Genomic DNA, 13093 nt, shown 5'->3' on the forward strand with positions numbered 1-13093 from the left:
TGCGGGCAGGGGACGCCGGAATGACGGAGTTGCCTTGCGGGGGCAAAGGATGGCGTTGAACGCAGGCGTGTATGGACGCCCCGGGGGTCCGGGATGACGCGATACCGTGCGGCGCAGCGCACGGCATTACGCGAATGCTTTGCAGGGCCGGTGCAACGGCGACGACTGCGCCGGAAAGCTTTGTGGCGCAGGGGGTTTCGGTGTCGATCAGGTGACGATCTGGGCTCCGGCGACGGCTGTACCGTCGTCGCCCGAGTCGGGGTGTTCGGGATCCTCGGCCTTGTCCGGGGCGGCGGGGTTGTTCCCGGCGGGGCGGTCGCGGCGGGCGCGCAGGGGGCCGGCGGCGGGTAGGACCGCGGCGCCGGTCGAGTTGTTGGGGCCGCCCGCCGGCTGGGCGGTGCCCTCCGGCGGCTGTGCGGTCGGGTCGCCGGGCGGCGCGGCCGCGAGGGCCGCGTCGGGGGCGCCGGGCGCCGCGTTCGGGTCGGCGGGGGGAGCGCCGCCGGCGGCCTGTTCCTGCTGCTTCTCGTTGAACTTCTGGGCCATGTCGATCACCGTGGGCGCCAAAGACATCAGGCCCATCGGGATCATCGCCAGCATCGGGAGCAGGGAGGCCAGCGAACTGGCGTCGCCACCCCCACCACCGGCCTGAGCGGCGCCCTGGGCTGCGCCCTCGGAGCCGCCCGCGACCGCGTCGTTGACCTCCGCCGCCGCGTTGACCAGCTTGTAGACCGCCTCCACCGCGCGGGCGATCAGCGTCATCAGCTGCTGCTCCTGGGCGGCCTTGAGCTTGCCGCCGCCCACCGCCTCCAGTTTGGCGTTGAGGGCCTTGACGATGTTCTTGATCGCGGCGAGGGTCTTGTCCTTGCCGTCGGCGACGACGATCGCCGCCTTCACCACCTCGTCGTCCAGCCCTACCAGGGCCTTCTGGCGCTTCTGGACCTTGTCGAAGGCCTCGGTGTACTCCTCGGAGGCCTTGCCTTCGCCGAGGTCCTCGTACACCGCCGGCTTCAGCAGGTCGTCCACCTTGGGCGGCAGCACGGGGGTGCCACGGCCGAGGAGGTCGACGGCGGTCTGGATGGCGGTCTCGGCGAGCTGGATGACGGCCTTCAGCCCGGCCGACGCACCGCCCGGCCGGTGCAGCTCGACCGGCCAGTAGTGCTCACCCACGCCTTTTTCTTCGTCGGCCACATCGGTCTCGCCCGTGTTCAGTATGGGCGGGGTGCCGCCGAGCAGCGAGGCGAACTGCTGCGGGGCTCCGCCGGTGGTCGCCGATTGCCCGGTGAGGAGCGACAACGGATTGCCGAGACCGGATTCCGCAGTACTCGCCGTCATACCTTCGCCTCCTCGAATTCCCTCCCATTGTTACTTCTTCCCGAGACTGGGAAGGAGAGGCGTTTCGATCGGGAGATGCTATAGCGCATAGTCGTTGACAACTTCTGCGTGCGCATTCCGCGTGATTCGCGCCGGTGCAGTGTGCTGGCCCGAACATTGAAAGGCAGTCGGTGATGGACGATGGCGAGGTCGTATGGCGCCGGCACTGACAGACGATGTGGACTCGGTCCTGCGTAATCTGCTGGGTCTCTACGGCGCCGGGCAGCCCAACCCGGCCGCTCAGGCCGCCGCGCTGCGCGATATCACCGAGAGCGTGACGAACGGCCACCGCGGCGTGGGCTCCAACGGCTACGCCGACTCGCGGGCCATGCAGGCCTCGGTGGTGCAGACGCACGCGGACAAGGACGGCGTCGTCCATCAGGCCGTCGGGTCGGCCGGCAACGACACCGTCAACGGGCGTAATCACATCAGCAATCAGATCTCCGACCTGCAGGCCCGGCTGCGGGCGATCGCGTCGATCGGCGATTCGCGCTTCAGCGGCCCCGCGATGCTCGACGTCGCGCACCAGACGATCACCGGCGCCACCCGTCAGGTCGACGCCGATGTCGCCGCGGCGCAGCGGCAGGCCGCGCAGATCTCGCCGCCGCCCATGCCCAAACAGCGCCAGCGGCATGCGGCGACGCCGACGCGGCGGCGCCGGCGCCGGCGGTCGCGGGCGGTGTCGTCGTCCGCGTCGCACGGTCCCACTCGTTTGCCACGCATGGGCAAGCCGATCGCCTCGGACGGTACGGCCGGCGGCAATGCCGTGCAGGCCGCGAGCGCTTGGCTGGGCACCCCGTACATCTGGGGCGGCGGCGGTGCGGGCGGTCCCACCGGCGGTGGTTTCGACTGCTCGGGTCTCACGCAGTACGCCGTCGCGGAGGCCACCGACGGCCGCGTGCATCTGCCGCGCACGACCTACGAGCAGATCTACAGCGGCGTCCGGATCCCCCCGCAGGACGTGCGGCCCGGCGATCTGGTCTTCCCGGCCAGTTCGTTCAGCATGCGGGGGCCCGAGCACGTGCAGCTGGCGGCCGGCGGCGGCATGGTCATCGAGGCGCCGCACTCGGGATCGACGGTGCGCTGGTCGCGGATGCCCAGCGACGCGGTCGTCGTGCGGGTGATGTGATCCGGCGCGGGACCTGAGGTTCCAGGCGCGGGAGATTCGAAGGCACAGCCGTGTCGAGCGCGAATGCCGACTCGGACAGGCAGGTGCCGCACTGTGGCCGGCAGGTTACCGGCCCTCCGGCCACAGCGCGGCGAAGCTGTCGGGATGAGGGGGTCCGACAGCCACATAGAGGGAACTACCTTCCTTCGCGGCGGCTGGTGGCCGGATCGCGGCCCCCGGGCCGCCGTCCCGGAGAGGGTCAGCGGGATGAGGAACCGTTGACCCTGAGATCAATGTACCGCTAAACAACGGCTCATTCAATAGTGGAACGTGAGAATAATTTCTGACAGTCCGTCCGCGCAGGTGGCGCGGTATCGCTGATGGATCATCCGATGAATGTCGGGCGTGTCGACGGGGTCGATGAAACTTGCTGACAGCCATGTCCGGACAGGGACAGCGGCCGGGAGGGGATTGCTCACCGGCCGCTGCCGTGGAGGTCGCACCATGAGGATTGGTGGGAAGGCACGACCCGATCGGATACTATCGCTATATAATGGGCCGTTCAATAACGTTATAATTTTCTGTCCACCGGCAGTTAACTAGGTGGCCACGGATCGTCCCTTCTCAAATCTGGGAAGGTTTATTCGTGGTTGCCGAGTCCGGTGTGTCTATCGTTCGGGCAGGCGACATGGCGAAAGGGAAGTCCAGGTGTCAGCGGCCGAGGACGCGTTCTACACAGGTGTTCAATCTTTGGGGTTGGTCGCCGGGGGCGTGCGCAATGAAGCACAGGCAACAGCGGCCTTCCGGGCGGCAACCGACCTGGACCCGGATATGTGCGACGCCTGGCTGGGTCGTGCCATGGCGGGTGAGGTCACGTCCGAGGTGATCTACGGCGCCTATCGTTCGGTGCACAATCTGTATCGCGATCAGCAGCGCGCGGGCCTGGTCGACCGGTCGCTGTGGTGTCAGGTCGAGATCGGGATGTACGGGCTGCGCGTCGCGATGGCCGACCGCGACCAGATCGCGATCGCCCAGGCGTGCTCGTACGCCGCGGCCGGCGAGTGGCAGGAGGCCGAGTCGATCCTCGACGAGGTGCCCCGCGACGACGTGTCCGCCTTCGTGCGGATGTCGCTGTACTTCCGCACCGCCCGGTGGACCGACGTGCTCAGTGCCCGGTCGGACCGGCCGATGCTGGACGACGGACTGCTCGACATCGCCGCCGAACTGATGGCCGCGCAGGCGCTGACCCATCTCGGCCGTTACGGCGAGGCGATGCCGCGGGCGCAGCGGATCGTCGAGGACAGCTCCTCGGGCAACCTCTCCTACATCTGGGCCGACGCGCACTTCCTGCTCGGGATGCTGTTGCGGCATACGGGCGATCACGAGGCCTCCGATCGGGTTCTCAAGGGCCTGCAGGGGTCCTCGCTGTGGCCCGAGCGCGAGGAGTGGCAGCGCGCGGTGCGCGACAAGGCATTCCGGCTCGAGGTCACCACGCCGCAACTGCTGGCCTCCCGCCGCGACAAGTGGGATCCCAAGACCGGTGACGACCCGACCGAGGCCGCCGCCACCGAGGCCCGCAAGGAGCGCGAGGCGCTGCTGGCCGAGGCGTCGGAGATGCTGCAATCCCAGATCGGCATGGACTCGGTCAAGGAGCAGGTCGACCGGCTGAAGTCCGGGGTGCTGATGGACCAGGTCCGCGCCCGGCGCGGGCTCGCCGTCGAAGGCCGCTCGCAGCACCTGATCTTCTCCGGCCCGCCGGGCACCGGCAAGACCACCATCGCCCGCGTCATCGCCAAGATCCTCGCCGGTCTCGGCGTCGTCGAGAACGCCGAGGTCGTGGAGGTCTCGCGCAACGACATGGTCGGCACGCACCTCGGGCACACCGCGCCGAAGACCAACGCGCTCATCGACTCCGCGCTGGGCGGCGTGCTGTTCATCGATGAGGCGTACACCTTGATCCAGGAGGGCCTGTCCGGCGGCGACGCGTTCGGCAAGGAAGCCGTCGACACGCTGCTGGCCCGGATGGAGAACGACCGCGACAAGCTCGTCGTGATCATCGCCGGATACGAGGACGAGATCGACCGCTTCCTGTCCTCCAACGACGGCCTGGCCTCCCGGTTCACCAAGCGGATCCGCTTCTCCAGCTACAGCGCGGACGAACTCGTCCAGATCGCCGATCACATTGCGCGCAAGAAGGATTCGCTGCTGTCCGAGCAGGCGCGGGGCGTGCTGCGGGATCGCTGTGAGCAGCTGTCCGAGCAGACCCGCAAGGGCCGTCGGCTCATCGATCTCGCCGGCAACGGGCGCTTCGTGCGCAATGTGGTCGAGTCGGCGGAGGCGGAGCGCGACTACCGGTTCACCAGGGACAACGTCGATGTGGCCGCAATGACCAACGAGGAGTTGATGACGATCGACGCCTTCGACATCAGTGCCGCGCTGGCCGGGTTGGCTCCTTCCACGACAGGCTGACGCCGTGGCGCGTTTCCGGGTGGTGACCAAGCACCAGATCTCGGGCTGGCGGTTCCTGCTGCGCCGGATCGAGCACGCTCTGGTGCGCCGCGACGCCTCGATGATCGACGACCCGCAACGTGGCCGGTCCACGGCCCTGGCGGTCGGCGTCGCGCTGGCCTGTGTGGCTGTGGCGGGCGCGGCGGTGATGGCGTTCTTCAAGCCCGCGAAACACGTCGACGAGGCGAAGATCGTGTCGGACAAGGACTCCGGCGCGCTGTTCGTCCATCTGGGTGATCGGTTGTTCCCGGCGCTGAACCTCGCCTCCGCACGGCTGATCGTCGGCTCGCCCGACAATCCGGTCCCGGTGTCGCGCGACGAACTGGAGAAGTACGCGCGCGGACCGACGGTCGGCATTCCCGGCGCGCCCGGCAACATGGTGGACAGCGGCGGCAACACCTCGTCCTGGGCGGTGTGCGACGCCGTGCAGATGGGCGCCTCGGCGCCGATCAACCAGCAGACCGGCCTGCCGACGCGGGCCAAGTCGCCGGTGCGCACCACGGCCATCGGCACCACCCTGACCGTCGACGGCGACAGCACCCGGCTGCTGGCCGAGGACGAGGCCCGGCTGCTGCGCGACGGCAACACCACCTGGCTGATCTACCGCAAGGGTTCCGGTGTGGTGCGGGCCGCCATCGACCCGGGTGATTCCGCGGTGGCCCTGGCGCTGGGTATCGATGCCACGGCGCCGGTGATGCCCGCGTCACCCGGTTTGGTCAACAGCGTGCCCGAGACCGCGCCGCTGCGGGTCCCGCAGATTCCCGAGGCGGGCTCGACGGTTACGCTGGTCACCGGGCTGACCGTGCCGGTCGGCGCGGTGCTGACGGTGTCGCTGCCCGATCGTGGCGCAGCGTACTACGTCGTCTCGCGGTCGGGGGTGGTCCAGATCAGCGCGGTGGTGGCGGCGATGATCCGCAATGCCGATTCGCAGGGCATCGCCGGTAGCCGCACGGTCGGGCCGGATGTGATCGCGGCGAATCTCCGGCCCGGAATCTGGCCGGGCACCCAGAACTTCCCGGATCGCCCCGTGCGCGTGGTCGATCCCGAGAAGTCCGCGGTCACCTGCTACCACTGGTCGAAGACCGGCAACGATGCGAACGCGCTGACCGAACTGCTGGTCGGACGGCGATTGCCGCTGGGCGCCGACGAACAGAACCGGCCCGCCCCGCTGGTGACCGCGCCGTTCTCCGGCGGCGCCACCGCCGACGCGGCGTATCTGCCCCGCGGCAGCGGTCGTTTCGTGCAGGTGACGGGTGCGGATCCGGTGTCGCCGCGCCGGGAGTCGCTGTTCTGGATCTCCGACAGCGGCGTGCGCTACGGGATCAACGTGAAGGCCGAATCGCCCGGCGCCGACCAGACGGTGCGCTCGCTCGCGCTGCAGACGCCGGTGCTGGCGCCGTGGAGCATCGTGTCGCTGTTCGCCCCCGGCCCCGCGCTGTCGCAGGAGGAGGCGAAGATCGCGCACGACGCCATCACGCCCGACGTGGCCGCGGTCGGGCTGGGAGGTGGAGGGTAATGAGCAGCACCCGTCGTTTCGTGCGACCGGCCCGCATGGTGCGTGGCCCGAAGGCGCCGGCGGTCACCGAACTGCGCCTGCAACCGCCGACCGAGTTGCCCAAACCGGTGCCCGCCTCGCGGCTGCGGATGATTATGCCGGTGGTCATGGTGGCCGCCATGGTCGGGATGATGGTGATGATGTTCCGCAACGGCGGGCAATTGTCACCGATGATGCTGTTCTTCCCCATGATGATGCTGGGGTCGATGTTCGGCATGCTGGGCGGCGCGGCCGGGGGCGGCTCCAACTCCGCGAGCCTCAACGAGGAACGCAAGGACTATCTGCGCAGCCTGGCCGACAACCGGAAGTCCGTGCACACGGCCGAGACCGAGCTGCACACCTATCTGCGCCACACCCATCCCGGCCCGGAAGGGCTGTCGCGGCTCGTGGGCACCACGCGGATGTGGGAGGTGCAGGTCGCCAGCCCGCAGTTCCTGCGCGCGCGGGTGGGCCGCGGCCGGATCGCCAACCAGGTCCGGGTGATCGTGCCCGAGGCGGCGCCGACCTCCGACCTCGATCCCGTCGGCGTGGTCGAGCTGACGCGGTTCGCGAAGGCGTATTCGACCGTCGGCGGGATGCCGGTGGCGATCAACCTGCTCTCGGCGCCGCTGGTGGCGTTCGACGGCGCCGACGACGGGGTGTACGGGCTGGTCCGCGCGATGCTCGCGGAGATCGTCGTGACCCACGGACCCGACCAGGTCGCCGTCGCCGCGGTGCTGTCGGATCCGGATGCGCCGCAGTGGTCGTGGCTGAAGTGGCTGCCGCACACCCAGCATCCCAGCGACACCGACGCGATCGGGTCCAGCCGGATGATCTATCGCAATGTGGCCGAATTGCGGGCGAAGGTCCTCGTCGGCCTCAACCGCGGGCCGTTCTCCGCCAACAGCGAACCCAGCGCCGACCGCAAGCATTTCCTGCTGATCGTGGATATGGGCGCGAGCGTGAGCGACCGCGACATCTCGGGTGTCGACGGCTGCACCTGGCTCCGGCTGGGCCCGGTCGAACAGGTCCTGCCGCGCTCGCTGCGGTTCACCGTCGATGCCGAGCGGACGCTGTTCGAAGTGAACAGCCGGGGCACCCGCAAGGTCGGGACGGCCGACGTCATGTCGGTGCCCGCGATGACGTCGCTGGCCCGCAGCGTGTCCCCGTATCGGCTCTCGACCGTGGTGGAGGCCGTGGTCGCCGAGCAGTCCAGCGGCGGCACGTCCTGGGAGGAACTGGTCGGTATCCCCGATCCGGGCGCGATCCGGGTCGAGCGGCACTGGGTGCAGCGCAGCGATTCCGACCGGGCGCGGCTGAACATCCCGTTCGGTCACGACCCGGCGGGCGGCGTGGTCTATCTCGACATCAAGGAATCCGCCGAGGAGGGCATGGGCCCGCACGGCATGTGCATCGGCGCCACCGGTTCGGGTAAGTCGGAATTCCTTCGGACCCTTGTGCTTTCGGCCATCGCGACGCACTCGCCGGACGTGCTGAACCTGCTGCTGGTGGACTTCAAGGGTGGCGCCACCTTCCTCGGTTTCGACCGGTTGCACCACGTCACCGCCGTCGTCACCAACATGGAGGAGGAAGCCGACCTCGTCACTCGTATGGAGGACGTGCTCAACGGAGAGATGGCGCGGCGCCAGCGCATCCTGCGCGACGCCGGGAACTTCGCCAGCGTGGCCGACTACGAGCGGGCCCGGGAGCAGGGCGCCCGGCTGCCACCGCTGCCGACGCTGCTGGTCATCCTCGACGAGTTCGCCGAATTGCTGGAGCAGTACCCGAGCTTCTCGAAACTGTTCGTCGCGATCGGCCGGTTGGGCCGCTCGCTGCGGATCCACCTGCTGCTCGCCTCGCAGAAGGTCCCGGCGAACCGGATGGGCGAGTTGGAGGCGCACCTGTCCTACCGAGTTGCCTTGCGTACCAACCAGACCAGCGACTCCCGCGACGCCATCGGCACCGCCGACGCCTACCACCTGCCGAAGAAGCCCGGCTCCGGATATCTGCGCGTGGGCGCCGGCGAGTTGCAGCGGTTCCAGGCGGCGTACGTGGGCTCGCCGTACGTCCCGCCCGCACAGACCTCGGCGGCCTCGGTGCGGCGCGCCCGCCGCGCGGGCGGCGGTTACCGACCGCCGCAGCAGTTCACGGCCGCGCACATCATCGACATCCAGCCGCAGCCGATCATCGAACAGGAAGCGGTGGCGCCGGATCCGGAGACGCAGGACGCCGAGCCGGTGACGATGATGGAGACGACGCTGCAGCAGTTCGCGGGCATCGGCCGCCCCGCGCACAAGATGTGGTTGCCGCCGCTGAACGTCCCGCCCACGCTGGACAAGCTGGTGCCCTCGGTGCAGGCGGGCGGCCTGCACGTCCCGGTCGCGATCGTGGACAAGCCGCGCCAGCAGCGCCAGGACGTCTGGTCGGTGGATCTGTCGGGGGCCGGCGGGCACGTGGCGGTCGTCGGTGGTCCGCAGTCGGGCAAGTCGACCGCATTGCAGACGATGATCATGTCGACCGCCCTGACGCATACGCCCGAACAGGTGCAGTTCTACTGCCTGGACTTCTCCGGCGGCCTCACGGCCATGCGGCACCTGCCGCATGTCGGCTCGGTCGCGCAGGGCCGCGATATCGACCGCATCCGGCGTACTTTCGCGTTGATCACGAACCTGCTCGCCAGCCGGCAGGCGTTGTTCAGCGAACTGGACATCGACACCATGCGCGAATTCCGCCGCCGCCGTAGCTCACCGGCGGAATCGGCGGAACTGACCGCGCGCGGCGATCTGCACGGTGACGTGTTCGTCGTCATCGACGGCTGGGATATCGGCTTCTCGGTCAACGGTCCGTTCTACGACGAGTACATGCCGACCATGGAGTCGCTCGCGGTTCAGGGCCTGAACTACGGCATCCATCTCATCGCCAGCAGTTCCCGCTGGGCCGCCATCCGGCCGAATATCAAGGACATGTTGCAGACCCGGCTGGAGCTGCGTCTCGGCGACCTCACCGACACCGTCTTCACCTCGCACCGCGCCATCGTCACCGCGATTCCGCCGGACCGCCCCGGACGCTGCATCTCGAGTGAAGGCCTGCACATGCTCACCGCGCTGCCGCGCATCGACGGAGTCGGTGACGCGGAGACGGCTGCGGCCGGGGTCACCGCGGCGACCGCCGAGCTGAACACCCGGTACGCCGGGCGCGAGGCGCCGCCGGTGAAGCTGCTGCCGGACCGGATCGTGCTGACCGACATCCTCGCGAATATGCCGCAGCCGACCACCCTCGCCCAGCGGCTCGTCGTGCCGTTCGGCGTGCGGGAATCCGACCTCGGCCCCGCCACGATCGATTTCGGCAGTTCGCCGCACATGGCGATTCTCGGGTCGTCGGGTTGCGGTAAAACGACGGTCCTGGGGTCGCTGCTGGAATTGATCCGGACGCGCTTCACGACCGATCAGGCGCGCGTCCTGCTCGTCGACTATCGCCGTCAGCACATGGAGGCCATTCCGCAGGAGCAAATGGTCGGATATCTGACCAGCGAACGCGACCTGATCGAGGCGCTGCCGGTATTCGCCCGAAAGATGCGTGAACGCCGTCCGCCCGACAATGTCACGCCCCAGCAACTGCGGGATCGTTCGTGGTGGAGCGGACCGGAAATCTTTGTCGTGGTGGACGACTATCACATGGTGGTGCAGCGCGGCGCGATGAATCCGCTGGACTCGCTGAAGGATCTGATTGTCGACGGCCGCGACACCGGATTCCACTTCATTGCGGCACGGAATATCGCGCAGGCCGACATGGCGCTGTACGACAGCGTGCTCGGGCAGGTCAAGAACCTCAACTGCGCCGGACTCATCATGGACGGCACCAAGATGGACGGCATGCTGATCGGCGACGTGAAGCCGTCGAAGCAACCGGTGGGCCGCGGCATCTTCGTCGAGCCGCTGCAGTCCCGCCGCGACCTGGTGCAGGGCGCGATGCCCACCCACTCGGAATGAGCCGCGGATACCTTCGCCGACGTATGTTCCCAAGATTGGGGATGCCTTAGCGTTCTTTCTGTACCGCTCGACAAGAGTCGGCGTGAGTTGTTAGGAGACTTCCATGTTTCTCCAGGTAGATAGCGACCATCTCGGCACCATCGGTACCCGGCTGGGTGTCAACGCCACCGCGATGATGGAGTCGATGATGGCGGCGGCTCCCTCCGCTGTCCCGTTTCCCCCGGGGATGGACGATGTCAGCTTCCTGATCACTCAGGTGCTGGCGCCCTACGCGCAATCGGTCTTCGGTGTCACCGCACAGGGCATCGAGCTGGGCGCCACCGGGGCGGTGACGTTGCCGGTGGTCGGGGAGGCCTACTCCGGCCGCGACATCTTGAGCGGTGAGGCCGTGACGGCCCAGGGCGCGGTCGTCGGCGGTAATTGAGTTCTAACCCTCCACGCGGGAGTTTCTGCCATGGCGATGCCACTTGCTTTCGGCGCAATGCCGCCGGAAATCAATATCGCGCGTCTGCTCGGCGGCCCGGGCGTATTTTCGACACTTCTCAGTTCGGCCACATATTCACTCACCGCGGCTCAGTTGAATGCCGCTGCCGCGGCATTCGACGGTTCCACCTCGGAAATGGCGACGACGTGGCAGGGGCTTTCCTCGAGCAACGCGCAGGGCGCGTTCCGCAATTACGCGGCATGGCTGCGGGAACAAGCCGCCGTCGCCGAGACCGCGGGGAAACTCGTGGATGTCGCGGCCGGCGCGTTCTCCACCGCCCAGAGCGAAATGTCCGCGGTGGCAACCTGGCTCGCCTCGTTCCGCGCTCGTGAGACGGCTATGCTCGCCGCCTCGGCGGCCATGCCCGGCGCGGCGGCCGGAATGCTGGCCATGGAGGCGGAATATCTCGCGATCTGGGGCACGGCCGCGGGAGTGATGGGTGGCTATGCGGGGGAGGTCGTTCCGGCGCTGGCGGCGCTGCCGCCGCCGCTGACCGCTCCGCCCATCGTGACCGGCGGCGGTTCGGACCTGATGCACCTGAACAACTTCGACGGCCCGCCCGGTCCGCCGGGTCCGCCCGGTCCGCCGCCGCCCGGACCACCCGATCCGCCCGGACCCAACGGCCCGACCGGGACCGACGGCCCGACCGGATCGACCAACGAGCCCACGCCCAACGGCGAGGATCTCGGGTCGGTCGGCGACAAGGACCCGACCGGCCTGCAATCCACCGATCCGACGGACACGACGCCGACCGACGCCGCCGACCGCTTCGCCCCCGACATGAGTTCCAATGGCTCCGGCGGTGATTCGAGTGGCTACGGCTACGACGGCGGCTCGGGGGAGCAGCAGGGGTTCTACGGAACCTCGCCCTACTCGACCACGCTGGCCGGATTGAACGGCGGCATGGGCAGTCTCGTCGGGCTCGGCATGTTCAGCGGCGGCGTCGGCCAGATGCCGGGCGCGTCGACCGGGTTCCGGATGCCCTCGAACTGGAACCCCGGCGCGGGAAGGGCATTCGGCGCCGTGAACGAGCCGACCGCCGCGCCGGCGGCGAACCGCGCACCGCGCCGCGGTGTGTCCGCTCCGGAGGCGCGCATGCGTCGCCGCCGGCGGGATGAGGAGAAGAACAAGAAGTCGAAGGTGTTCGTACCCGGCGAATTCGAGGAGGTGCCGGTGCTCGAGAAGCCTCCGATCGTCGGCGTCATCGAATACGCCGAGAGCGACCGGCGCGACGACTTGGCCGAACAAACAGTGGCCGTGGGTGTGATCGAACGCGAAGACGACGACGCCCCCGTAGCCCTGTCAGAACGTCCCCGGTAACGCACCGAGGTCGAGTATCCAGGTTCATGGAGAGGAACAGTAATGGCCATTACGGACGTAGATCCCGATCTGGTCCGCGAGACCGCGAACAACACTTTCGTCGGGATGGGTGAGCTCGAGACCCACCTCCGGACGATGTCGGGTGCCCAGGACGAGCTTTTCGTGGCCGTCAAGGGACACACGGGTGACGCTATCTACAAGGCCTTGGCCGACGCTTACGAGAAGGGTTCGAAGCTGGCCAAGGATCTGCAGGGCATCGTCGATGTGATGCAGAAGAACCACGTCACCTTCAATTCGGAGGACCTGGACGCCGCGGCGAAGGTCTACGCGAACATGGGTGGCGACGGCTCGATCGCCGGGAACGACGGCTTTGTCAGCGACAGCGCCGCCACCAGCGCCGCCTCCCGGCTCAACCTCAACATCTGATTCGACAAGCCCGATTGTTCTAGAAAGGTAATTCTCATGACGAAGCCTATTCACGTCGATTACGGTGCCGCGGAAATCGCCACCGGCACGATCGGCCAGCTGGTCGCCGCGATGATCGAGAACACCGAGCGCCTGCGCGGTCTCCAGAAGGGCCTGGAAGCGGTCCTCAAGGGTGCCATGGGCGACGGCTACACGACCACCATGACCAGCTTCAACACCGATCTGACCAACTACGACGGTGCCGTCAAGCAGCTGAACGCGACCGTGTCCCAGAACGTCAACGCGGGCGGGCACATCAACCAGGTCGACATTCAGGAAGGCAACCGGTTCGCGGCTCTCGGCAGGTCGTAATC

9 protein-coding genes are annotated in these 13093 nt (G+C 68.2%); 8 read left to right on the forward strand and 1 reads right to left on the reverse strand.

Annotation, left to right across the window (positions count from 1 at the left end; translation table 11 throughout):
* Positions 1-207 precede the first annotated feature (207 nt).
* Positions 208-1332: a hypothetical protein gene (locus ACFMRZ_RS33425; RefSeq protein WP_400182198.1), complete on the reverse strand. Its 1125-nt coding sequence runs from the start codon at positions 1330-1332 to the stop codon at positions 208-210.
* A 193-nt stretch (positions 1333-1525) separates the two neighbouring features.
* Between ACFMRZ_RS33425 and ACFMRZ_RS33430 the strand changes: the two genes are divergently transcribed.
* The 8 genes from ACFMRZ_RS33430 (at position 1526) to ACFMRZ_RS33465 (ending at position 13091) form a co-directional block, all read left to right on the forward strand.
* A complete protein-coding gene (locus tag ACFMRZ_RS33430; RefSeq protein WP_400182199.1) occupies positions 1526-2500 on the forward strand; it encodes a C40 family peptidase in 975 nt (324 codons plus the stop codon).
* A 750-nt stretch (positions 2501-3250) separates the two neighbouring features.
* Complete coding sequence (eccA, locus tag ACFMRZ_RS33435; protein ID WP_280361133.1) at positions 3251-4948, forward strand: type VII secretion AAA-ATPase EccA; 1698 nt, start codon at positions 3251-3253, stop codon at positions 4946-4948.
* Positions 4949-4952: 4 nt separating this feature from the next.
* Positions 4953-6503, forward strand: coding sequence for a type VII secretion protein EccB (gene eccB / locus ACFMRZ_RS33440; RefSeq protein ID WP_280277105.1), 1551 nt, complete (start codon positions 4953-4955; stop codon positions 6501-6503).
* A complete protein-coding gene (eccCa, locus tag ACFMRZ_RS33445; RefSeq protein ID WP_400182200.1) occupies positions 6503-10510 on the forward strand; it encodes a type VII secretion protein EccCa in 4008 nt (1335 codons plus the stop codon). Before eccB ends, eccCa begins: the two co-directional genes overlap by 1 nt.
* A 103-nt stretch (positions 10511-10613) precedes the next feature.
* Positions 10614-10934 (forward strand): PE domain-containing protein, encoded by a 321-nt coding sequence (locus tag ACFMRZ_RS33450; protein ID WP_280277107.1) that lies wholly within the window; start codon positions 10614-10616, stop codon positions 10932-10934.
* A 30-nt stretch (positions 10935-10964) separates the two neighbouring features.
* A complete protein-coding gene (locus ACFMRZ_RS33455; protein WP_400182202.1) occupies positions 10965-12314 on the forward strand; it encodes a PPE domain-containing protein in 1350 nt (449 codons plus the stop codon).
* Between the two features lie 42 nt (positions 12315-12356).
* Complete coding sequence (locus tag ACFMRZ_RS33460; protein WP_280277109.1) at positions 12357-12740, forward strand: hypothetical protein; 384 nt, start codon at positions 12357-12359, stop codon at positions 12738-12740.
* A 36-nt stretch (positions 12741-12776) separates the two neighbouring features.
* Positions 12777-13091 (forward strand): hypothetical protein, encoded by a 315-nt coding sequence (locus ACFMRZ_RS33465; RefSeq protein WP_280277110.1) that lies wholly within the window; start codon positions 12777-12779, stop codon positions 13089-13091.
* Positions 13092-13093: the final 2 nt, after the last annotated feature.

The sequence above is a fragment of the Nocardia sp. N2S4-5 genome (genome assembly GCF_044628355.1).
GTDB classification, from domain to species: Bacteria; Actinomycetota; Actinomycetes; order Mycobacteriales; family Mycobacteriaceae; genus Nocardia; species Nocardia wallacei_B.